Here is a 21,164-nt window from a genome sequence, read left to right as displayed (position 1 = left end):
CAGCTGTCCCTGGGGTCGGTGGGGCAGGATCGACTCATGGCTTCTCGCGCATCGAATTTCTGTATCGACGCCCACGACCCCTATGCCCAGATGGAATGGTGGGAGCAGGTCCTTGAGGACTTCGTCCGCGAGAGCGACTGGGACATGAAGCCGGGCGACGAGGAGTGCGGCCTCGCCGGGCCCGATGATCGGTTCTTGCTTTTTCTCAAAGTTCCCGAGCCCAAGAGCATCAAGAACCGCATGCACATCTGCCTGCGCCCGACCGACCGGCACCGCGACGAGGAGGTCGAGCGTCTCCTCGGCCTCGGCGCGACGATGGTCAACGACCTGCGCGACGGACCGGACAAGGGCTGGGCGGTGCTCGCGGATCCGGAGGGCAATGAGTTCTGCGTGCTGCGCCGCCACCAAGCCAAGCCGGCGTGACCTCGCCCGTCGATTGGACCGCAGAGCTTCGCGACCAATTGGATTGGTACTGGACGAATCTCGCGCGGCCCCGTCTGGTCGGCTTGACGGACGCGGAGTACCTCTGGGAGCCCGTCCCCGGCTGTTGGTCGATTCGCACCGATGCCGAGCCGCCCACCATCGACTGGGCCTACCCCGCCCCCGAACCGCCGCCCGTCACGACGATTGCCTGGCGACTCGGGCACGTCATCGTGGGGGTCTTCGCGATGCGGACGGCGAGTCACTTCGGTGGCCCGCCCGCGGCATACGACAGCTGGCCGTGGGCGACGACCGCCGCGGAGGCGTTGGCTCAGCTCGATGAGGCGTATGCCGCGTGGCTCGCCGGAGTTCGCACACTGGGTCCCGCGCAGCTCGCCGCGCCCTGCGGCCCGGCCGAAGGGCCGTATGCCGATCTGCCGATCTGCCGATGGCGACCTTGATCCTGCACATCAACCGCGAGGTCTTCCATCACCTGGCGGAGGTCGCGCTGCTGCGCGATCTGTGGGCGCACGGATCTCGCTAGCCGGACGGCCTAGTTCGCAAAAGCCTTGGCCAGCGCGATCATTCGCGCACGGAAGCCGTCGCTGCCTGGGCTGTGCGGCGCCGCCCAAAGGGCGTTGAGCACGAGCCGGACGAAGGTCCAGTGCGTCACCCGGTCGGGGTCGAGACCCGCCGCCTCCGCGACGATGTCGGCACGCAACCGGACATGCACCCGCAAGTTGTATGCCGCGGCGCTCGCCTCCGCGCGATTCCAGACGATGGGGGCCACGGCATACGCCCACTCCCCTGAGACCGGCTTCGGATCGATCGCGAGCCAGGCGCCGCGCGCCGGGTCGAGCGGTGCGAGGACGTTCATGTCGTGCAGATCCTCGTGGACCAGGCGCCCGTCGACAGCGCCGTCGAGGAGGTGCCCGAGGGTGGTCGACGCTTGCTCGGTGAGGCGTCGCGGGACGAGCGGGTGGCCGGCGTCGAGGAGTGGACGCCACCGAGACGCGCGATCCGAGAGCCGGTCGAACTGCGGCGCCGCGGGACGGTCGAGGGTGCGGAACAGCCCGCCGATCACCTCGCAGGCTTCGAGGATGGAGACCGAGGTGAGCTCCCGGCTCGCGTCGAGTCGTTCCAGGAGCAGGGCGTATGCCGCGGGGTCGGCCGCCAGCAGCCGGACCGCACCCTCGCCATTCCAATGCCGCAGGGCCAGGTGCTCGTGGCGCGCTTCGGCATGTGGCCAGGTGAGCTTGAGCGCCGCCTGAGTCCCGTTGTCCCGCAGGCGAACCGGTATGACGATCGCGCACTCCCCGTGCCGCACCTCCCCGTCGGGCGTCGCGGACCATCGATCGAGATGTTCGTCGATCAGCCCCGACAGCCGCCGCAACCAATCGTCGCCCGTGACATCCGGCTCCCCCGCCCGCCCCGCCACGAGCGCCCGGAAGCTCTCGGGGATGAGCGGGTGCGGCATACCGACGAACCTACGCGACGCTGAGTACGACGATCGGCGGGCCAGACGCCGCCGATCGTCGTACTCAGCGCCGAAGAATCGCGTAGCCGAAGCCGTCGAGGGTAAGGCGGCCGGCATCGATGGTGGCCCCGGCTCCCCATACCTGCGTCGCCTCGGCGAACTCGGCGAGGTCGACGGCAGCGGACTCCCGGCGCGGGTTGATGGCCACCAGGTGGGAGTCACCACGGACATACGCGAACGGATATCCCTCGTGCACAACGCGAGTCGGCGCGTGCCCCTGCAAGGCCGGGGTCGCGCGGCGCAGCGCGAGCAGGTCTCGAACCAGCGTCAGTGTCGAGCCGGGTATTCCGTCCTGTCCCGCCACCGTGGGCCGCAACGGGTCAGGATCGATCGGCAAATACAGCTGATCGGCGGCCGCGGTGGAGAAGCCCGCATTCACCGAGTCGTCCCACTGCATCGGCGTGCGGCAACCGGCCCGGTTGTAGGACGGATTGCAGATCGCGCCCTCGACATTCGGCATATCGGGCAGGTATCGCATGCCGATCTCGTCGCCGTAATACAGGCTCGGGATGCTCCCCCACGTGAACAGGAAGGTCAGAGCCGCCCCCAGTTGCTCGGGAGTCCTTCCGCCACAACGCAATCGGTTGAAGTCGTGATCCGCGGTCGCCATGATCACCGGGCGGTCCGGATCGACCGAGCGCAGCCAGTTCCAGGTCGCGAGGAAGGTGTCGGTGGAACCTTGACCCTCGGCGGCAAAGAACGGCTCGCGCGGCAAATGCCAGGGCAGCGTCCCGGCGAAATGGTCGTCGAACAGACTCGCGTGCGGCGCCGAAATCACGAGCGCGAAGTCGGCATCGAACGCCAGCCGCTCCCCGAGCCGCGGCTCCTCACCTTCCGGGATCAGCACCGCTTCGGGGTATGCCGTGTCGAGCCACTCCCGCAGGTCGCGCCAGATCGCCGCGGAGGCCGCGTGGCCGTCGCTGAGCACCTCGTCCTTAACGAGCGAGAAGGCCATGTCCACGCGGAAGCCCGCGACGCCTCGGCTGAGCCAAAAGTCCAGAATCTCTTGCAGCGCAGCGCGATTGCGCATCGGGCCGGGCGCGTCGATGGCGTCGCGCCAGGGCTGCTCCGGATTCGTCCGCACCCAGCCGAAGTTCAGCGCCGGCTGCTCCTCATAGAAATTCTTGAGATACCACCCCGGCCGCGGCCCGGGCGACTTCACCCAGCCGGGGATGCCGGGCAGATCGATCCCCCAACCCGCCGGCTCAACCTCGCTCCAGACGTACCGGTCACCCTCCGGGCTCGGCCCGGCCGCCTGCAGCTCTGCCTGGAACCACGGATGCTCGATCGAGGTGTGCCCGACGACGAGATCGAGGAAGATGCGTATGCCGCGCGCCCCCGCCTTCTCGACCAACTCGACGAGGTCGTCGTTGGTGCCATAGCGCGGCGCGATGCGCAGGTAGTCGGCCACGTCATAGCCCGCGTCGAAGAAGGGCGAGGCGAAGCACGGGTTGAACCAGATCGCATCGATCCCGAGCGAGGCGATGTAGTCCAGGCGGTCGATCACCCCGCGCAGGTCCCCGATCCCGTCGCCATTGCTGTCGGCATAGGACTGGGGATAGATCTCGTAGATCACGGCATCGCGGAACCATTCGGCGCTCATCCGGCCATCCTGCCCGCAATCCCCGGGCCAGCGGCGCCTTGACCGGCAGACTGGGCACGTGCCGCACGACATCCCCGATCCCGCGCTGGTGGTGCTCGTCGGCGCGGCCGGTTCGGGCAAGTCGACGTGGGCGGCCGCGCACTACCGCTCCGCGGAGATCGTGTCGTCGGACGCGCTGCGGGCGATCGTCGGGTCGGGGACGGGCGACCTGGACGCCTCCACGGATGCCTTTTCCGTCCTGGATCTGATCGTCGCGGCCCGTCTTCGGCGTGGCCTCACCACGGTGATCGACACGCTCGGCTTCGATCGCGACCGGCGCCTCGCTTACCTCGCGCTCGGACGGGCCGCTGGAAGCCCCTGCGTTGCAGTGCATTTCACCACTCCTCACGCCGTATGCCGCGCCCGCAACGCGAAGCGCGACCGTCGCGTTCCCGCGTCGGTGCTCTCAAAGCAGGTCAAACGTTCCGCCGCACTGGCCGCCGAACTTGCCGTCGAAGGTTGGGACCGTGTCCAGTCGATCGACGCGACCCTGGCTGCTGACGGGGGCCCGCCCACGCCGACGCCGCCCGTCGCAGCACGAGCAGCAACATCTACCTCGTGGCCGCCCCTGCCCGGCCAGGGCATCGACTACATCCTCAACCTCTCCCGCTTCCCCTGGGGCACCGATCCCGCCAGCTGGCTGCGCGATATCGCACTCGCCGCGGCGGAGGGTCGGTTTCGTCGGCATCGCGCTCATGGACCATCTCATCCAGATCCCCCAGGTCGACCGAGCGTGGGAGCCGATCCCGGAGCCCTATGTCACCCTCGGTCACCTCGCCGCGCTCGGCACCGACCTGCGGCTCGGCACGCTCGTCTCCCCTGTGACCTTCCGCCAACCCGGGGTGCTCGCCAAATCCCTCGCCACCTTGGATGTCCTGACCGCAGGACGGGCCTTCGCGGGCATCGGCGCGGGGTGGTGGGAGCGGGAGCATGCGGCATACGGCCTGCCTTTCCCGCAACCCCGCGAGCGACTCGATGAGGTCGAGCGAGCCATCGAGACGATGCGGGCCCTGTGGGCCACCGGCACCAAGCCGTATGCCGGACGCCGCGTCTCGCTGCCCGAGACCACGTGCTACCCCCGGCCCATCGGCAGGCTCCCAATCATTCTGGGTGGCAACGGATCTCGCACCCTGCGAATCGCCGCACGCCACGCGGACGCCGTGAACCTTCCGAGCGACGAGGCGACCCTGAGCGCCAAGCTGGCCGAACTGCATACCGCCTGCGCGGCCGCCGAGCGTGACCCCGCGACCCTCGCCATCACGGTCCTCGATGTCTCCGTGACCGGTGAGGACCGGGAGGACGTGGCCCGCCGCGTGGAGCGGTTGCGCGGACGGACGAGCGCGGCGGCATACGTCCGACGGCATCACGCGGGCACTGTCGACGAGCAGCGCCGTCGCCGCGACCGACTGGCCGACCTCGGCGTCGGCACCATCTTCCTCGCCCTCCCCGACCTCGCTGGCGCCTCCGACCTGGACCGCCTTCGCCCCCTGCTCACCCCATGACAACACCGGCCATATACCGGCCATACCCTGACATCCGCTTGCCGGGCATGAAAGCGGTTCCATACGCTCGACCCATGGACAGCCTGCCCGTGGACCCGCCCGGCCGCCCGGTCGCCCCCGAGGATGCCAAGCTGCGCCGCGACATCCGGCGCCTGGGGGAACTGCTCGGCGAAACCCTGGTGCGCCAGGAAAGCCAGGGCTTGCTCGACCAGGTCGAGAACGTCCGGCAGTTGACCAAGGCCGCCCAGCGCGGCGACGAGAGTGCGACGCGCGAGCTCGCCAAGAGTCTGTCAACCGTGGATTTGCAGCACGCGATGCTCCTTGTGCGCTCCTTCGCGACCTACTTCCACCTCGCCAATATCGCCGAGCAGGTCGACCGCGCGGCCCACCTCGCGGAGCGCCCCGAGGATGCCGACTGGATCAACCAGGCGATGGATCGGATCATCGAAGCGCGCGGTCCCGCCGCCCTCACAACGGCCCTATCGCGCCTGTCCGTCCGCCCGGTCTACACCGCGCACCCGACCGAGGCGAGCCGCCGGACGGCGCTGCTGAAGATGCGCGAAATCGCCGACGCCCTCATTGCTTATCGCGCTGCGCCCACCGCCCGCAACGAGCGGCGTCGCGACCGCCGACTCGCCGAGCTCATCGAATCTATTTGGCAGAGTGACGACTTGCGCGTCGACCAGCCAAAGGTGGCCGACGAAGCACGAAACATGCTCTTCTTCGTCGAGGGCCTCCTTGAAGAAACCGTGCCGGGCTTGCTGTCCGATCTGGCCGAGGAGGCGGCCCGCCGCGGCGCCTACCTCCCACCCACCGCGCGCCCCCTCATCCTGGGCAACTGGATCGGCGGCGACCGCGATGGCAATCCCAATGTCTCGCCCGAGATCACCCTCGATGTGCTCGTCATGCAACATGCCGTCGGCATCCGCGGACTCATCGCGATGGTGCAGCAATGCGTCGACGAGGTGTCCATGTCGACCAAACTCGTGGACGTCACGCCCGAACTCGCCGCCTCGCTCGCGCACGATCTTGACGAACTCGACATCGAGGAGCGCATCCGGCGCCTCAATGTCGAGGAGCCCTATCGCCTCAAGCTCTCGTGCATCCGCAAACGCCTGGAGAACACCCGCGATCGGATCGCGCGTCGTGCCGAACCGCGCCCCGGGCAGGACTATGTCGGCCGCGACGAGCTGCTCGCCGATCTGCTGCTCATCCGCGATTCACTCCTGGCCAACCACGGCGAACTCATCGCACAGGGCGCCCTGGCCACCCTGATTCGCACCGCGAGCGCCTTCGGCCCGCAGGTAGCCACCATGGACGTCCGCGAGCACAGCGATGCCCACCACCACGTGCTCGCCCAGCTCGCCGATCGGGTCACCGGCACGGCCGGGGAGTATGCCGCCCGCTCCCGGGAGGAGCGACTGGCATATCTCGGCGAGGAGCTGGCCGGCCGGCGACCCCTCGCTCCCTTCCCGCCGCCGCTGGACGCCGAAGGCCAGCGCACCTTCGAGACCTTCACCGCCATCCGCACGGCGCAGCGCTGGTTCGGGCCTGAGGTCATCGAGAGCTATATCGTCTCGATGACCCAGGGCGCCGACGATCTGCTGGCCCCGGCGATCATCGCGCGCGAAGCCGGACTCGTCGACCTCACCAGCGGACGGCAGCCGCGCGCCGACATCGGTTTCGTCCCCCTCCTCGAAACAGTCGAGGAATTGCGCTCTGCTGGAACGATTCTCGACCAGCTACTCAGCGTGCCCGCATATCGCGCCATCGTCGACGCCCGCGGCGGAGTCCAAGAAGTCATGCTCGGTTATTCCGACTCCAACAAGGACGCCGGCATCACGACGAGCCAGTGGGAGATCCACCGCGCCCAGCGCGTGCTGCGCGATATCTGCGCCAAGCACGGCATCCAACTGCGCCTCTTCCATGGCCGCGGCGGCAGCGTCGGGCGCGGCGGCGGCCCCACCCACGAGGCGATCCTCGCCCAGCCGTGGGGCACCCTCTCCGGCGAGATCAAGGTGACCGAGCAGGGCGAGGTCATTTCCGACAAGTACCTCCTGCCGGCCCTTGCGCGCGAGAACCTCGAACTCACCCTCGCCGCCGTCATGGAGGCGAGCGCGCTGCATACCTCTGCCCGGGTCGAAGGAGCGACCCTGGAGGGCTATGACGCGATCATGACCGGCATCAGCGATGCCGCCTTCACGGCCTACCGCGGCCTCGTCGACAATCCGCAACTGCCGACCTACTTCGCGCAGTCCACACCCTTCGAGCAATTGGGCGATCTGAAGATCGGTTCACGGCCGTCCAAGCGCCCTGACAGCGGGCAGGGCCTGTCCGGATTGCGCGCTATCCCATGGGTTTTCGGCTGGACGCAGTCGCGACAGATCATCCCCGGATGGTTCGGCGTCGGCACCGGGCTGCGCGCCGCCCTCGACGATGGCCGCCTCGACGAGCTGCGCGCGATGTACGCCGGCTGGCACTTCTTCCGCACCTTCATCAGCAATGTCGAAATGATGTGCAAAAAGACCCGGCTCGACATCGCCGAGGAGTATGTCAGTGCCCTCGTCGACCCGGAACTGCATGTGATCTTTGAGGAGATCAAGGCCGAGTATGCCCGGACGGTCGCCGCCGTCCTGGAAATCACCGGCGAGGGCGAGTTGCTCGAGGCGCAGCCGACGCTGAAGCGCACCTTGGAGGTTCGCGACCGCTATCTCGACCCCATTTCCTATCTCCAGGTCTCGATGCTCGCTCGGATTCGCGCCGGCGACACCGACCCGCAATTGCAACGCGCGCTGCTCCTGGCGGTCAATGGCGTGGCCGCCGGCCTGCGCAATACGGGCTGAACCAGAGGGCCCTGCCGCCGGCGACCCCCTGCGGTCACCGACGGCTGGTGGTCGATCCCCGCCCCGGCCAGCCTCAAAGCCTCCTGGGAATCGATCCGTTCGGCACACCATACCCGCCATCTTGGCGATGACAAGATCTCCGTACGCTTAACTCGTGTCCCGTCCCTATCACCATGGCGATCTGCACCGCGCACTGCTGCAGGCGGCATGGGAGTTGCTGGACGAAGGCGGCGTGGATGCGGTCACCTTGCGCGCCGTGGCGCGGCGGGCGGGGGTTAGTCATGCCGCCCCGACTCATCACTTCGGCGGCAAAGGCGGGCTGCTGGCCGCCATGGTGGTCCAGGGCTATGAGGCGCTCACCGGGGAGCTGCAAAATGCCTGGGACACAAGCATGCTCGCCGAAGGCTCTCGGGATCCGCTGTTGGCCTTGATCGCCGTGGGCCGGGCGTATGTCGGATTCGCCCGACGTCGCCCGCACGCCTTCACGATCCTTGGCCGACCGGAGTTGCGCAATCCGCGGGAGGACATCTTCCACGGCGAGGTGGAGGCGGCGGCGGAGCGGTGCCTTCTGGTCCTTGAGCGAGGGGTCGTCGTATGCCAGGAGGCCGGCGCCATCGACCCCGGTCCGCCGCAGCCGTGGGCGTTGCTCGCCTGGACGGGCGCGCACGGCCTTGCCGTGATGCTCACCGAGGGTCTGATCGACCTTGGGGAGGATGATCCGTCGGAGGATCAGTTGACCATGATGATGCTTCTGGCCCTCCGCCACGGGCTGCAGTCGCGCCGCTGATCCATATCAGGGACGCCGCCGCGCAACAGGCTCAAGCCTGATCGGTGTGCAGCCGTCGCAGGAACTGTCGGGTCCGCTCCTGGGCCGGTGAACCGAGAACCGCCTCTGGCGAACCCTGTTCGTGGATCCCGCCGCCGTCGAGGAAGCACACGGTGTCGGCGACGCGTCGAGCGAATCCCATCTCGTGGGTGTTCAGCACCATCGTCATGCCCTCGGATTTCAGGTCCTTCAACAGGTCGAGCACTTCGCCGACGAGCTCCGGGTCGAGGGCCGAGGTGACTTCGTCGAGCAGCATCAGCAGGGGCTTGTTGACGAGGGCGCGGGCGATCGCGACGCGTTGTTGCTGTCCACCAGAGAGCGCATCAGGATGGGCATTTGCCTTGTCCGCCAGGCCGACTCGCTCAAGCATGAGCTTGGCATCGGCGCGGGCAACCTCGCGATCGATGCCGTGAACACGCACCGGCGCGAGCATGACATTGTCGAGCACACTCAGGTGGGGGAAGAGGTTGTAAGACTGGAAAACGATGCCGATCCGGGCCCGGGTCGCATCGGCGTCCACCCGCGGATCGGTGATGTCCTCACCATCGAGGCGAATGACACCATCGTCGACTCGCTCCAAGAGGTTGATGCAGCGCAAGAGCGTGGACTTGCCCGAGCCCGACGAGCCGATGAGGACCACGCACTCGCCCTCGGCGACATCGAGCGAGACATCGCGCAAAACAACATTGTCCCCGAACGATTTCCGCACCTTCTGCAGACTGAGCAGCGGACTGGGCGCCTCGTCCTGGGGCGATGAACCGATCTCACTCACAGCATGCCTCCGTGCTGGCCCTGGCGACGGGCGAGCCAGTCGGTGAAGCGCGCCATCGGGATCGTCAGGATCAGGAAGAGCACCCCAGCGACGACATAGGGCGTGTAGTTGTAGTCGAGCGAGGTCTCGATCTGCGCGGCGCGGATCGCGTCGACGATTCCGAGGACAGCCACGAGGCCGGAGTCCTTTTGCAGGGACACGACATCATTCATCAGGGCCGGCGTGACCCGCCGGATTGCTTGCGGCAGAACGACATACCTCAGAGCCTTGCGATAGCTCAGCCCAAGGGAACGGGCCGCCGCCCACTGCGATGGATGGATCGACTCGATGCCCGCGCGGAGCACCTCGGCGACATAGGCCGAGTAGGACAAGGTGATGGCCAAGCCGCCCCAGAACATCGCGCTATTGGGCAGACCCGCGAGGCGCAGCGCCGGCATACCGAAACCCAAGAGGAAGAGCAGCAGCAGCAACGGGAGCCCGCGAAAGATGTCGACATAGGCCGTCGCCAGCGCGCGCAACGGGAAGAAGACCGGTCCACGCAGCGTGCGCAGGATCGCGATCGTCATAGCGATCAGGGCGATGGCCACCGAGCACACGAGCAGCACGCGAATGTTCAGCCACAGACCCGCCAGCACGGCTGGCAGCGATGAAATCGCCTTGTCCCAGTTGAAGAAGGTCTCGCGGAAGGCCGGCCAGCCCGGCGACGAGGTGATCGCCACGCCGACCACGAGCAGGGCGACGACAGTTGCCGCTGCCGCGATGAGGACAGATCGGCGCGTCGCGCGCAGTCGGTATGCCGCCCGCTCCCGTTCGAGAGCGGAGGGCACCCAGTCGTCGGTCGCCGCGGGGGCGTCCGGCATCGGACTACTTCAGTTCTGGCGCGCCCTGCGCCGAAAGCCACTCTCCGACAAGCTTGTCCAGCGTTCCGTCGGCGCGCAGGGCGTCGACGGCGGCGGTGACGCACGGCGTCAGCGCCGAGCCTTTGTCGAGCACGGCACCGAACTGCTCAGGGGTGCCGCCGACGAGCGGCAACTGACCGACGATGATGCCGTCATCCAATTGCGCGGCCGTCATATAGAAGGCCGTCGGCAGATCGACGACGATGCCGTCGATCTGGTGTGCCTTGAGGGCCTGGACGGCTGCGTCATTGGTGTCATAGACGCTGCTCTTGGCGCCGATCTGATCCGTGATCGCCGTGAGTGAGGTGGTGCCGACCTGACCACCGAGCTTGACGCCCTTGAGGTCCGCGACCGTGGTCTTGCCGTCGATGGGGCTGCCCTTGTAGGACACGACGCTCTGCACGACGTCGTAGTAGCCGGAGGAGAAGTCGACAGCCTTCTTGCGCTCGTCGGTGATCGAGACCTGGTTGACGTCGAAGTCGAAATCCTTCTTGCCGGGCAGGACGGCCTTGTTGAAGGGCACCTTCGCCCACGTGACATCGGCCTTGCTGAAACCCAGCTTGTCGGCGATCGCATAGGCGACGGCCGACTCATAGCCCTTGCCATTGCTCGGGTCGTTGTCGGAGAACCACGGCTCGTAGGCCGGATTGTCGGTCCCGATCGTCAGCTTGCCGTCAGCGAGGGTCTTGACGGTGCCCTTGAGGCAGTCGCCGGAGATCGGCACCGCCGCGGAGTCGGACGCCGACGGCGTCGTGGACGACGACGAAGCCGTTGTCGACGACGAGGCGCTGCTGCTCGTCGAACTGGTCGCGACCGAACCGGCCTGCGGCTCACCGCAGGCGGCGAGCGCGGCGGTGGCGAGGAGCACCCCGGCGAGGGCGGCGGAACGGGCGGGGACGAGCGTCATACAAACTCCTGGAACTGCGTGCGTGATGCGCGGGGCGGCGACGAGCGCATGCTATCCGCCGCCCCGCGCACCAGGTCACGCCCGGTCAACCGCTGGTCAGCCCCACAGCGGCCGGTCGAGCTGGCAGACGGCACCTCGCGCCGGCAGGGCACCGGTCGCGTAGAGCCGGTCGAAGGCCGCCGTTGCACAGCTATTGCCAAGTGCGCCGTGACCCCAGCCGTTGTAGGTCAGCAGCCGCGCGCCCCGGAACATCCCAGCCACCGCCTGCGCCCCGTGATAGGGCGTGGCCGGGTCATAGGTGTTGCCGACGACGAGGATGGGATTGGCCGTGGCACCGCCATAGGGACCGAACCAGGTGTCGGCCTTGGTGCTGATCGGATACTTCGCGCACGCCGGGGTTGCCCAGGTCCACAACGAGCCGAAGCCGGGCCACAGCTTGTCCTGCGCGCGCCCGGCATTCCACCAGGCTTCGCGCGTCTCGGGATTGCGCGTGTCGGCGCACCCGACGCCCATGAAGGCATCCGAGATGATCTGCACCTGACCGAGCGGGCTGGTGTAGGGCGCCTCCCTGACGCGATCCGCCTTCGCCCGCAGCGTCGCGAGCGCGCTCGCTCCCGCCCGGGCGCGAGTGCCGAAGTTCTCGTCATAGATCATCTGCAAGGTGGTGTCGAGTCCGTCGTAGCTCTGGCCATAGAGATAGCCCAGCACCCCGCCGATGAGGACGGAGTATGGCAGTGGCTCACCCCCAGCCGTCAGCGTCCCAGCCTTGGCAGCGGCGGACATCTTGGCCCACTTGGCCGACGCCCCCGGCGCGAGATCGCAATGTGACCGGCCCACCCGGTCGCATTCCTTGAGGGCGGCCAGGAGCGCCTCCGAGGCACCCTTTGCACTGCGCAGGCGCGTCGAGAAGGGCTGCGTGGCAGGCAGATTCGACGGTCCGCCGGTCGACCACGCTACGGGGTCGAGGACCGCATCGACAGCGAACCGGCCGACCCGACTCGGGAACATCGAGGCATAGGTCGAGCCGAGTTGAGTGCCATAGGAGATGCCGTAATAGTTCAGCTGCGGGTCACCCACGGCCTGCCGGATCAGGTCCATATCCCGCGCGGTGTCGGCGGTCGACATATGCCTCACGATCGGGCTCGGATTGCGGGTGCAAGCCGAGCGGGCATACTCCGCGGACCGGAAGGCGATCTTGGACTGCGCGACCGTCTCCGGGTAGGGCGTCATCGGGAAGGGCGGGACCGGATTGGCGTTCTTGCAGACCATCTGCGAGTGCTCCCCCACGCCGCGGGGGTCGACGCCGATGACGTCATAGCGAGCGGCGACGGTGGGGCCGAGCAATTGGGCCGCCCACGGGGCGAAGCCCGTGGAACTGCCACCCGGACCGCCGGGATTGACGAAGAGCGAGCCGAGCTTGCGGCTCTGTTGCTTGGCTGGCACCTTGCGCAGATCCAGCAGGATCGCCGGCCCGTACGGGTTGTCATAATCCAGCGGTGCGAGCGCCGTGGCGCACTCCCCGGGAAGGTCGTCACCGCACGACTTCCACGTGATGTCTGGCACCGGGGCCTGGACTTCGGTGGCCTTCGCCGGCGGCGCGGCACCCGCCCCAGCGGCGCCGAGACTCGGGATCACCCCCGCCGCGACGATGGCGCTCAGCGCCAGACCGGTCCCCTGCTTCAAACGAGACATGCGCACTCCCCTTCGCTGCGGCGCAACGCGCCGGGGGCCTCTGCGTCGAGGCCACCGGAACCAGCCAACCCGGCCAAGGGCATCGGCGCAAGGGGGTGCTTCAGTCACTCGACATATCCGGGGCACGGGCGGCATACAGCAAGCTCACAGGGAGCACCGCCTACCCTTATCTGGTGATGATGCCCACCCTTGGCCCCGACTGGATGGACCCCGCCTGGCTGCTCGAGCGATTCGGCAGCCAGTTCTTCTGGGTGAGCACCGCGATCATCTTCGTCGAGTGCGGCCTGCTCTTCCCGATCCTGCCCGGCGACTCCCTCCTCTTCGCCATTGGGTTGTTCATCGCCAACGGCTCGCTGAACTTCAATATCGTCACGGCCTGCATCGTGCTCTCGATCGCCGCGTTCGCGGGCAATGTCGTCGGTTACGAGATCGGCCGCGCCGTCGGCACGCCGCTGTACAACCGGAAGGGTCGCTTCATCAACACGGCGAACTTCGACAAGACGCACGCCTTCTTCGAGCGGTATGGCGCCAAGGCCCTCGTCCTCGGGCGGTTCGTGCCGATCGTGCGCACCTTCATCACCGTCGTCGCGGGCGTGGGCAAAATGGAGCGGCGCCACTTCTTCGTCTGGAGCGGCGTGGGCGCCGTGCTGTGGGCCACGGGCGTGACGCTCGCCGGCTACTTCCTCGGCCAGGCCTTCCCGGTGCTGCAGGACCACCTGGAGGCCGCGATCCTGCTGATCGTCGCCGTCTCGGTGGTCCCGATGATTCTGGAGTTCGTCAAGCACCGCCGCGAGGCCGCCCGCGCCTCCGTCGACGCCTGATCTGACGCCGGCGGGCGCTGACGCTTCATGCGGCGCAGGCGTATGCCGGGGGCTCGCTGGCCGCGACCAGTTCGGCATAGCGCCCGCCGCGGGCTAGCAGGTCCTCGTGGCGGCCGATCTCGACGGTCCGGCCGGCCTGGAGCACCGCGATCTGGTCGGCCTCGCGGACGGTGGAGAGCCGGTGGGCGATGGTGATCGTCGTGCGGCCGTGGCTGAGCTGATCCAGCGCCGCCTGCAGCGCGCGTTCGGTGCGATTGTCGAGCGCAGATGTGGCCTCATCGAGAACGAGCACCTTCGGATCGCGCAGGATGGTCCGTGCGACCGCGAGCCGCTGCTTCTCGCCACCGGAGAATCGATGGCCACGCGACCCGACGACGGTGTCCAAGCCGTCCGGGAGTCCGGCCACCAGGTCCGCCACTTGCGCCGCGGCCAAGGCCTGCCACAGTTCACCCTCGCTGGCCGAGGGCCGCGCCAGCAACAGATTGGCGCGGATGCTGTCGTGGACTAGATAGGTCTCCTGCGAGACCACGCCGACGATGCCCGCGACCGTCGCCTCATCCATGCGCCGCAAGTCGATCCCATCGATCGTCACCGATCCGCTGGACGGATCGCGCAGCCGCGAGACGAGCGACGCGAGCGTCGATTTCCCTGAGCCGGTGTCGCCGACGAGCGCCAAGCTGGTCCCGGCCGGCACGGTCACCGTGACCCCATCGACCGCCGGGGCGGCGCTGTCCGCATATCGGAAAGTCACCTTCGAGAACGCGACCTCGCCGCGCACCCGATCCAGGTCGAGCGTCACCGGCGCGACCGGCGCGGGAACATCGGTCACGAGGTCGAGATAGCCGAAGATTCGACTGAACAGGGCCATCGAACTGACCCACTGCACCCCGACATTGAGCAGCCCCATCACCGGCCGGAAGATGCCGGCCTGCAGGGCGGTAAAGGCGACGAGGGTGCCGATCGTCATACCCCCGCTCGTCGCGGGGAAGCCGGCGGCGAGGTAGAGCAGGGCCGGGATGGTCGCGAAGACGATCGACATCGTCGCCATCCGCCAGCGGCCGGCGAGTTGCGAGCGCAGCTCCAGGTCGACGAGCGCGGATGACGTGGCGGCGAACCGGTCGGTCGCCGCGCCACCGGCGCCGAGAGTCTTGGTCAGCAGCACCCCGCTGACCGACAACCCCTCGTCGACCTGGACGTGCATATCCGCGAGCCGCCGCTGCAGTTGTGCGGTGATTTCCTTGCGCAGCAATGCAACTCGACGCGTCAGCCAAATCGCCGGCGGCAGCACGATGAGCGAGAGCAGCGACAGCCGCCAGCTCAAGGCGACCATGGCGATAGCGGTCCCGACGGCAGTGGTCAGGTTGGACGCGATCGAGGTGGCCGTCGACGTGACGACCGACTGCATCCCGCCGATGTCCTGGATGATGCGCGACTGAACCTCGCCTCCGCGGGTGCGGGTGAAGAAGCCCATCGATTGTTTCTGCAGGTGGGCGAAGACATCGGTGCGCAGCCGGTGCATGACCTCCTGGCCGACGCGCGTGGAAATCCAGGTCTGCGCGACACCGAGCAGGGCGGTCACGATGGTGACGGCGAGCATGCCGCCAACCGCGAGGATCAGCAGACGAATATCGCTGTGCGGCAAGGCATCATCGATGATGGCGCGCACCAGGAAGGGCTGCGCGAGCGCCACGGTCGACGACGCGACGATGATCGCGATGACGATCGCAATGGGCACGCGGTGGGGGGCGAAGAGCGCCAGGATGCGGCGCGGCGCCACCGGCGAGAGCTCCAGTTGAGCTCGATCGCGCGGGTCGACCGTCATCGGTCCCCGGCCGCCGCGGCCCCCGGGTGAGGTGAAGTCCTCGGGCATGAGGCCTCCTTTCGCAAAGGTATGTCGTGAGGTTGCCCCACTATTTACAGAGGTTACCTCATGGTCTTGCTACCTCACAAATCGGCGGTATGCTGCCCCGCATGTCCCGAGAGGTCAGCCCACCGGAGCGGTCCCCCGAGCCGCTCGATGCCCTCCTCGCGCGCACCTTCCGGATGCTGCGGCATACCTGGTCCCAGCACGGCGCCGACCTCGGCCTGGCCCCGCATCAGGGACGCGCTCTGCGGATCATCGGCAGCGAAGGTCCGCTGCGGTTGTCGGCACTGGCCGAGCAACTGCATATCGCGCCCCGCTCGGCCACTGAAGTCGCCGATGCCCTGCAGGAGCGAGGGCTGATCGAGCGCTCCCCCGACCCGGACGACCGCCGCGCCACCTTGGTGAGCATCACCTCGGCTGGCCGCGATATCGCCGAGCAGGTGGCAACCGCCCGCCGCGCCCAGGCGGAGGTCTTCTTCGGCCGCTTGTCCCCTCAGGATCGCAGCACTCTGCAGCGCATTCTGAGCACCTTGAGCGAGCCGGGAGAATAGTTCTCGTGCCGACCATCGTCTTCTTCCACGCCCACCCCGACGACGAGGCCTCGCAGAGTTCCGGCTCAATGGCGCGCGCCGTCGCCGAGGGCTATCGCGTCGTCGTGGTCTATGCCACCAATGGCGAACACGGGGAAGTGCCCGACGACCTCGCGCCCGGTGAGACGGTCATCGAGCGGCGCCGCAAGGAGGCGGAGAAGTCGGCCGCCGTCCTCGGCACGCACCGCATCGAATGGCTCGGCTATTCCGATTCCGGCATGAACGGCTGGGAGCAGAACAGCCACGCGGCCGCCTTCCACCAGGCCAATCTGAGTGAGGCGGGACTGCGGCTCGCGGAGATCCTGGACCGCGAGGACGCCGATGTGCTCGTCGGCTACGACTGGCATGGCGGCTACGGCCACCCCGACCACGTCAAGGTCCACCACGTCACCCATGCCGCAGCCCGGCTCGCCGCCCGCCGCCCGCGGGTGCTCGAAGGCACGATGAACCGCGATGTCATGCGCCGGCTCTATCAAGGCGCGCTCGACGCCGGGCAGGGCGATCAGGCCTGGGATCCGGACCAGCCGATGGACGACGGCAATCCGTTCGGCAGCGGCGAACACGAGATCCACTGGGCCGTCGATGTCCGCGACTACCTGCCGCAGAAGCGTGCCGCCCTCGCCGCGCACGCCAGCCAGAAGACCGATATCGAGGGCCTGCTCGGCATGCCCGAGGAGGTCTTCGCGATCGCCTTCGGCCACGAGCACTACATCGAGCCAGACCGGATGGCCGCCATGGAACTCGGCTGGCCGTTCACGCGCACCTGAACGGGCGGCATACGCTCGCAGGAGACCCCGACGATGCTGGAGCCGAGATGACCGCTGTGCCCCCCGCCCTCGACCTCGCGGGCTTGGACGACCTGTTCACCGCCGACGAACTCGCGATCCGCGATAGCGTGCGCGAACTCTGCCGCCGCCGCATCGACCCCTATGTCGCCGACTGGTTCGAGCGTGGCGAGGTCGACGACATCCGCGGGCTGGCCCGCGAACTCGGCAGCCTCGGCCTGCTCGGGATGCACCTGCAGGGGTATGGCTGCGCGGGCACCTCCTGCGTCGACTATGGGTTGGCCTGCCTGGAGTTGGAGGCGAGCGACTCCGGCGTCCGCTCCCTCGTCTCGGTGCAGGGCTCGCTGGCGATGTACGCGATCTGGCGCTTCGGGTCCGAGGAGCACAAGCAACATTGGCTGCCGCAGATGGCCGCGGGCGAGGCGATCGGCTGCTTCGGCCTGACCGAGCCGGACCACGGCTCCGACCCCGGGAGTATGCGGACCCGAGCCCGCCGCGATGGCGCGGACTGGGTGCTCACCGGCCGCAAGATGTGGATCACCAATGGCTCGATCGCCGATGTCGCCGTGGTCTGGGCGCAGACCGATGAGGGCATCCGCGGCTTCGTGGTGCCGACCTCGGCCGACGGCTTTTCCGCGCCGCTGATCAAGCACAAAATGTCGTTGCGCGCTTCGGTGACTAGCGAACTTGTCCTCGACGAGGTGCGCCTGCCCGCCGACGCGATGCTGCCGGAGGTGCGGGGCCTCAAAGGTCCCCTGTCCTGCTTGTCCGAGGCACGCTATGGCATCGTGTGGGGCTCGCTCGGCGCCGCGCGCTCCTCCCTCGCGAGCGCGCTGACCTACAGCATCGAGCGCGAGCAGTTCGGCAAGCCGATCGCGGGCTTCCAGCTCACGCAGCAAAAGCTCGCGGAGATGTACCTCGAATACTCCAAGGGCCTGTTGCTCGCCGTGCACCTCGGGCGACGCAAGGACGCTGGGACGGTCACCCCCGAGCAGATCAGCCTGGGCAAGCTCAACAACATCCGCGCTGCCTTGGAGATCTGCCGCACCGCGCGAACCATCTTGGGCGCCAACGGTATTTCCCTGGAGTTTCCCGTCATCCGGCACATGAACAATCTGGAATCCGTGCTCACCTACGAAGGCACGGTCGAGATGCACACGCTCGTGATCGGCCAGGCACTGACGGGACTGCCCGCCTTTCGGTGAGCGGGCGGCATACGACATGAGCAAGGCCCGGGACCACTGTCGGTCCCGGGCCTTGCGCATGCCGTATGACGGGTGGCTAGCCGCCCTCAGCCTTGGCTGGGCGGCAGCTGGCCGGGCGGCGGAGGGGTCGGAATCTGCGCGGGGGCCGTGTCCTGGGGCGCGTTGTAGCCGGCCGGCGGCGGGATGTTGTAGGTGCTCTGCCCGAAGTCGACCTTGACCGGGTCGCGCTCGGCACCTTCGACCTCGAAGTACTCCTCGCGCTTGATGTTGAACATGCCGGCCACGAAATTGCTCGGGACCGTTTCGACCTTGGTGTTGAGCTCGCGGACATTGGCGTTGTAGTAGCGGCGCGCGGAGGCGATGCGGTCCTCGGTGGAGGTCAGCTCGTTCTGCAAGGCGGCGAAGTTCTGGTTGGCCTTCAGATCCGGGTAAGCCTCCGCGACGGCGATCAACCGACCGAGCGCGGCGGACAGCATGCCCTCGGACTGGGCCTGCTGCCCGGGGGTCTGGCCGCCGGCCATGGCCGCACTCCGGGCCTTCATGACGTCCTCGAGGGTGCCGCGCTCGTGGGCGGCATAACCCTTGACGGTCTCGACGAGATTGCCGATCAGGTCATGACGGCGCTTGAGTTCGACATCGATCTGGCGCCAGGCCTCCTGGACCAGATTGCGCTTCTTGATCAGGCCGTTGTAGACGCCCACGGCCCAGAGCGCGAAGAGCACGATCAGGCCGAGGATGACGAGCAACGCGATGAGCATCAGGTCTCCCGTTTGTTGTCGTGGCGCCCGGGATGGGAGCGGGCGCGCAACCTACCGTCAGTGATCCTAACGTCCGAGGGCGCTGTCGGCGCGGTTATGCCAGTCCCAGGTCGCTCAGCGTGAAGGCGTGGCGGTATTCGAGGCCGGCGGCCGCAAACTTTTCGGCGGCACCGGTCGCCCGGTCGGCGATCGTCGCGACCGCGACGACCTCGGCTCCAAGTTCGCGCGCTGCCTCGGCGGCATCGAGCGGCGAGGCACCTGTTGTGGACGTGTCCTCGACGATCAGGACTCGGCGCCCGGCGATCGACGGGCCTTCGATGCGTTGCTGCAGCCCGTGCGCCTTGCCGGCCTTGCGAACCACGAAGGCGTCGAGTCGCTGCCCCGACGCCGCGGCGGCGTGCAACATCGAGGTGGCCACCGGATCGGCGCCGAGCGTGAGCCCGCCGACCGCGTCGAAGTCCAGATCCTTGACCAGATCCCGCATCACGCGCCCGACCAGCGGCGCCGCCTCACCGTCCAGGGTGATCCGGCGCAGGTCGACGTAATAGTCGGCCTCCTTGCCCGAGGACAAGGTGACCCGCCCATGCACGATCGCCTTGCCCTTGATCAGCGCGAGCAGTGCTTCCCGGTCCTCGGCGACATCCGTCATACCCCTGATTTTAGAGGCGCGGCTGCTTGTAGGTTCGCCCGATGCCACAAACCCCTCCTTTGTGCCGAAAGCTTTCTGACACAAAGGAGGGGTTTGTGGCACTCGGCGGGAAACCTACATCACGCCCCGGGCGGCTTCCTACTTGAGGAAGAACTCGGCGGTGTGGGGGGCCAAGGTGTAGGTGCCGGTGGCGCGGGCGCCGTCGGCTGTGCGGTAGCTGCCGTCCAGGCGCAGGCCGGAGGCGGACTTGCCGACATTCACGACAACCTTGCCCTTGGTGAACGTGCGGGCATACATGCCGGTGCCGATCTTCGAGTACGCCCCGAGCGGGGTGCCCATGTCGATCTGGTTGTACGGGTGTGCACCCCAGGAGGCGCCGGAGTTCTTGTCGCGCAGGAAGCAGAAGTAGCTATTGCCATTGCTGCCCATGAGGAAGGTCGCCAGGGCGTACTTGTGCCACGCATTCTTCTGGGTCTCGGTGGCGCTGGTCCACAGCTTGGTCATCGACAGCACGCGGCTGCCCTTGTTCTGAACATCGATCATCATGTCGACGTCCTGCTTCCAGGTGGTCTCGCTGTAGTAGGACCCGACCGACGAGTGGGCCTCGCGCACAAAAAGCTCCGGCTCCATGCCGTCATTGCCGGCGACCAGGCCCTTGGAACTCATCGTCGTGGAGTAGTAGCGGCGGCCATTGCCCAGGCCATTGCCCATGACGATCTTGCCGGTGGCTTTCTTCGCCGCGACCGTGATGTCGTCAGCCCAGTTGATCCATTGGCTGTGCGTCCACGTCTTGCCGCCGGTGACCGGCATCGAGGAGAGGTAGTTGCCCATCAGCGGACCGGAGCCGAGGACGTCGAGGAAGCAGCCGTCGTACTTGCTGACATTGATCAACTCCACGCAGGAGCGCCCGACCTCGCTCGCCCAGGCGGGGCTGCTGATGTTCATCAGGAAGGTCGTCGGCCACTTGCGCGCGTAGATCTTCTGGCCGCTCTTGTTCTTCGCGTAGAGGCTGTCCGCATAGCCCTTGCCGCCAAAGGTGGCATTGCGGTAGACGAGGACTTTCAGGGCCGGATTCGCGGACTTCATCGCCGCGATCTCCTTGGTGAACTTGCCCCGCATCGCGACGATGACCGTCATCCGGCGCGCGAAGTCCTGCGCCTGTGCCGTGGTGAAGGACTTCTGGCCCGCCATCCATTCGGCCGACCAGAGCTTGAGGAATTTGCCGTCAGCGCGGGCCGCGGTCGCGGTGCTCGACTCGGCGGCGACGGGCGCGGCGGTCGCGGGGGTCACGGAGGCGGCCACCAGGCCAGCCACGGTGGCACCGCTGGCGGCGAGCGCAAGGGCACGGCGCGGCATACGGGGGGCTTCAGACATCGGGAGAACTCCAGGGGGGAGGGGACAGACTGTCCTATTGCCGAGCGATGCTACGGCGACTTTCGGGGCCGATTGTGC

General features: G+C 67.7%; 19 protein-coding genes and 1 pseudogene. 10 read left to right on the top strand and 10 right to left on the bottom strand.

What is annotated here, in order from left to right:
• Nucleotides 1-36 precede the first annotated feature (36 nt).
• Complete coding sequence (locus tag ABD225_RS07730; RefSeq protein WP_344083167.1) at nucleotides 37-423, top strand: VOC family protein; 387 nt, start codon at nucleotides 37-39, stop codon at nucleotides 421-423.
• Nucleotides 420-881, top strand: coding sequence for a DinB family protein (locus tag ABD225_RS07725; protein ID WP_344083165.1), 462 nt, complete (start codon nucleotides 420-422; stop codon nucleotides 879-881). Before ABD225_RS07730 ends, ABD225_RS07725 begins: the two co-directional genes overlap by 4 nt.
• Before the next feature lie 92 nt (nucleotides 882-973).
• Here ABD225_RS07725 and ABD225_RS07720 read toward each other — a convergent pair whose 3' ends face one another.
• Both ABD225_RS07720 and ABD225_RS07715 read right to left on the bottom strand, forming a co-directional pair.
• Complete coding sequence (locus tag ABD225_RS07720) at nucleotides 974-1,897, bottom strand: aminoglycoside phosphotransferase family protein (protein WP_344083163.1); 924 nt, start codon at nucleotides 1,895-1,897, stop codon at nucleotides 974-976.
• A gap of 64 nt (nucleotides 1,898-1,961) precedes the next feature.
• Nucleotides 1,962-3,560 carry an alpha-amylase family glycosyl hydrolase gene (locus ABD225_RS07715; protein WP_344083161.1) on the bottom strand — a complete coding sequence of 533 codons (1,599 nt, stop codon included), beginning with the start codon at nucleotides 3,558-3,560 and terminating at the stop codon, nucleotides 1,962-1,964.
• Between the two features lie 58 nt (nucleotides 3,561-3,618).
• Between ABD225_RS07715 and ABD225_RS07710 the strand changes: the two are divergent.
• The 4 genes and pseudogenes from ABD225_RS07710 to ABD225_RS07695 form a co-directional block, all read left to right on the top strand.
• Nucleotides 3,619-3,963 (top strand): annotated as a pseudogene (locus ABD225_RS07710) (AAA family ATPase); the annotation flags it as partial.
• 331 nt (nucleotides 3,964-4,294) lie between these two features.
• The gene (locus ABD225_RS07705) at nucleotides 4,295-5,101 is read left to right on the top strand and encodes an LLM class flavin-dependent oxidoreductase (protein WP_344083159.1); all 807 of its coding nucleotides are present in this window, start codon (nucleotides 4,295-4,297) and stop codon (nucleotides 5,099-5,101) included.
• A gap of 74 nt (nucleotides 5,102-5,175) precedes the next feature.
• Nucleotides 5,176-7,944 carry a phosphoenolpyruvate carboxylase gene (gene ppc / locus ABD225_RS07700; protein WP_344083157.1) on the top strand — a complete coding sequence of 923 codons (2,769 nt, stop codon included), beginning with the start codon at nucleotides 5,176-5,178 and terminating at the stop codon, nucleotides 7,942-7,944.
• Between the two features lie 154 nt (nucleotides 7,945-8,098).
• Nucleotides 8,099-8,731 (top strand): TetR/AcrR family transcriptional regulator, encoded by a 633-nt coding sequence (locus ABD225_RS07695; protein ID WP_344083155.1) that lies wholly within the window; start codon nucleotides 8,099-8,101, stop codon nucleotides 8,729-8,731.
• A 31-nt stretch (nucleotides 8,732-8,762) separates the two neighbouring features.
• Here ABD225_RS07695 and ABD225_RS07690 read toward each other — a convergent pair whose 3' ends face one another.
• The 4 genes from ABD225_RS07690 to ABD225_RS07675 all read right to left on the bottom strand — a co-directional run bounded on the left by ABD225_RS07690 (nucleotide 8,763) and on the right by ABD225_RS07675 (nucleotide 13,040).
• Complete coding sequence (locus tag ABD225_RS07690) at nucleotides 8,763-9,542, bottom strand: amino acid ABC transporter ATP-binding protein (protein WP_344083153.1); 780 nt, start codon at nucleotides 9,540-9,542, stop codon at nucleotides 8,763-8,765.
• On the bottom strand, nucleotides 9,539-10,402 hold the full coding sequence (locus ABD225_RS07685; protein ID WP_344083151.1) for an amino acid ABC transporter permease: 864 nt from the start codon (nucleotides 10,400-10,402) through the stop codon (nucleotides 9,539-9,541). The genes ABD225_RS07690 and ABD225_RS07685 overlap by 4 nt, the downstream gene beginning before the upstream one ends.
• 4 nt (nucleotides 10,403-10,406) lie before the next feature.
• The gene (locus ABD225_RS07680) at nucleotides 10,407-11,348 is read right to left on the bottom strand and encodes an ABC transporter substrate-binding protein (protein ID WP_344083149.1); all 942 of its coding nucleotides are present in this window, start codon (nucleotides 11,346-11,348) and stop codon (nucleotides 10,407-10,409) included.
• Between the two features lie 96 nt (nucleotides 11,349-11,444).
• Entirely contained in the window at nucleotides 11,445-13,040 is a 1,596-nt protein-coding gene (locus tag ABD225_RS07675; protein WP_344083146.1) for an alpha/beta hydrolase, read from the bottom strand.
• Nucleotides 13,041-13,216: 176 nt separating this feature from the next.
• Between ABD225_RS07675 and ABD225_RS07670 the strand changes: the two genes are divergently transcribed.
• On the top strand, nucleotides 13,217-13,861 hold the full coding sequence (locus ABD225_RS07670; protein ID WP_425564364.1) for a DedA family protein: 645 nt from the start codon (nucleotides 13,217-13,219) through the stop codon (nucleotides 13,859-13,861).
• A gap of 25 nt (nucleotides 13,862-13,886) precedes the next feature.
• Here ABD225_RS07670 and ABD225_RS07665 read toward each other — a convergent pair whose 3' ends face one another.
• Nucleotides 13,887-15,731, bottom strand: a complete 1,845-nt coding sequence (locus tag ABD225_RS07665) for an ABC transporter ATP-binding protein (RefSeq protein ID WP_344083144.1) — start codon at nucleotides 15,729-15,731, stop codon at nucleotides 13,887-13,889.
• A 101-nt stretch (nucleotides 15,732-15,832) separates the two neighbouring features.
• On the opposite strand from ABD225_RS07665, the gene ABD225_RS07660 reads away from it, so the two are divergent.
• The 3 genes from ABD225_RS07660 to ABD225_RS07650 are packed head-to-tail and all read left to right on the top strand — an operon-like array spanning nucleotide 15,833 to nucleotide 18,305.
• Nucleotides 15,833-16,276 carry a MarR family winged helix-turn-helix transcriptional regulator gene (locus tag ABD225_RS07660; protein ID WP_344083142.1) on the top strand — a complete coding sequence of 148 codons (444 nt, stop codon included), beginning with the start codon at nucleotides 15,833-15,835 and terminating at the stop codon, nucleotides 16,274-16,276.
• Nucleotides 16,277-16,281: 5 nt separating this feature from the next.
• Nucleotides 16,282-17,082, top strand: coding sequence for a PIG-L deacetylase family protein (locus ABD225_RS07655; RefSeq protein WP_344083140.1), 801 nt, complete (start codon nucleotides 16,282-16,284; stop codon nucleotides 17,080-17,082).
• 47 nt (nucleotides 17,083-17,129) lie between these two features.
• Nucleotides 17,130-18,305 (top strand): acyl-CoA dehydrogenase family protein, encoded by a 1,176-nt coding sequence (locus ABD225_RS07650; RefSeq protein ID WP_344083138.1) that lies wholly within the window; start codon nucleotides 17,130-17,132, stop codon nucleotides 18,303-18,305.
• Nucleotides 18,306-18,391: 86 nt separating this feature from the next.
• Here the strand turns inward: ABD225_RS07650 and ABD225_RS07645 are convergent, their stop codons facing one another.
• The 3 genes from ABD225_RS07645 to ABD225_RS07635 all read right to left on the bottom strand — a co-directional run bounded on the left by ABD225_RS07645 (nucleotide 18,392) and on the right by ABD225_RS07635 (nucleotide 21,086).
• Nucleotides 18,392-19,063 (bottom strand): LemA family protein, encoded by a 672-nt coding sequence (locus tag ABD225_RS07645; RefSeq protein ID WP_344083136.1) that lies wholly within the window; start codon nucleotides 19,061-19,063, stop codon nucleotides 18,392-18,394.
• 94 nt (nucleotides 19,064-19,157) lie between these two features.
• The gene (pyrE, locus tag ABD225_RS07640) at nucleotides 19,158-19,712 is read right to left on the bottom strand and encodes an orotate phosphoribosyltransferase (protein ID WP_344083134.1); all 555 of its coding nucleotides are present in this window, start codon (nucleotides 19,710-19,712) and stop codon (nucleotides 19,158-19,160) included.
• 138 nt (nucleotides 19,713-19,850) lie between these two features.
• Nucleotides 19,851-21,086, bottom strand: coding sequence for a putative glycoside hydrolase (locus ABD225_RS07635; RefSeq protein WP_344083132.1), 1,236 nt, complete (start codon nucleotides 21,084-21,086; stop codon nucleotides 19,851-19,853).
• Nucleotides 21,087-21,164: the final 78 nt, after the last annotated feature.

It is taken from the genome of Nostocoides veronense (assembly GCF_039531185.1).
GTDB lineage: Bacteria > Actinomycetota > Actinomycetes > Actinomycetales > Dermatophilaceae > Nostocoides_A > Nostocoides_A veronense.
This window is presented reverse-complemented; position numbering and strand designations above follow the sequence as displayed.

Excerpts from the sequence above, each read along its gene's own strand:
- ABD225_RS07720 (WP_344083163.1), bottom strand. The coding sequence starts at position 1,897 with ATGCCGCACCCGCTCATCCCCGAGAGCTTCCGGGCGCTCGTGGCGGGG.
- pyrE (WP_344083134.1), bottom strand. The coding sequence starts at position 19,712 with ATGACGGATGTCGCCGAGGACCGGGAAGCACTGCTCGCGCTGATCAAG.
- ABD225_RS07730 (WP_344083167.1), top strand. The coding sequence starts at position 37 with ATGGCTTCTCGCGCATCGAATTTCTGTATCGACGCCCACGACCCCTAT.
- ABD225_RS07715 (WP_344083161.1), bottom strand. The coding sequence starts at position 3,560 with ATGAGCGCCGAATGGTTCCGCGATGCCGTGATCTACGAGATCTATCCC.
- ABD225_RS07650 (WP_344083138.1), top strand. The coding sequence starts at position 17,130 with ATGACCGCTGTGCCCCCCGCCCTCGACCTCGCGGGCTTGGACGACCTG.
- ABD225_RS07635 (WP_344083132.1), bottom strand. The coding sequence starts at position 21,086 with ATGTCTGAAGCCCCCCGTATGCCGCGCCGTGCCCTTGCGCTCGCCGCC.
- ppc (WP_344083157.1), top strand. The coding sequence starts at position 5,176 with ATGGACAGCCTGCCCGTGGACCCGCCCGGCCGCCCGGTCGCCCCCGAG.
- ABD225_RS07660 (WP_344083142.1), top strand. The coding sequence starts at position 15,833 with ATGTCCCGAGAGGTCAGCCCACCGGAGCGGTCCCCCGAGCCGCTCGAT.
- ABD225_RS07645 (WP_344083136.1), bottom strand. The coding sequence starts at position 19,063 with ATGCTCATCGCGTTGCTCGTCATCCTCGGCCTGATCGTGCTCTTCGCG.
- ABD225_RS07665 (WP_344083144.1), bottom strand. The coding sequence starts at position 15,731 with ATGCCCGAGGACTTCACCTCACCCGGGGGCCGCGGCGGCCGGGGACCG.
- ABD225_RS07675 (WP_344083146.1), bottom strand. The coding sequence starts at position 13,040 with ATGTCTCGTTTGAAGCAGGGGACCGGTCTGGCGCTGAGCGCCATCGTC.
- ABD225_RS07685 (WP_344083151.1), bottom strand. The coding sequence starts at position 10,402 with ATGCCGGACGCCCCCGCGGCGACCGACGACTGGGTGCCCTCCGCTCTC.
- ABD225_RS07670 (WP_425564364.1), top strand. The coding sequence starts at position 13,217 with ATGATGCCCACCCTTGGCCCCGACTGGATGGACCCCGCCTGGCTGCTC.
- ABD225_RS07680 (WP_344083149.1), bottom strand. The coding sequence starts at position 11,348 with ATGACGCTCGTCCCCGCCCGTTCCGCCGCCCTCGCCGGGGTGCTCCTC.
- ABD225_RS07705 (WP_344083159.1), top strand. The coding sequence starts at position 4,295 with ATGGACCATCTCATCCAGATCCCCCAGGTCGACCGAGCGTGGGAGCCG.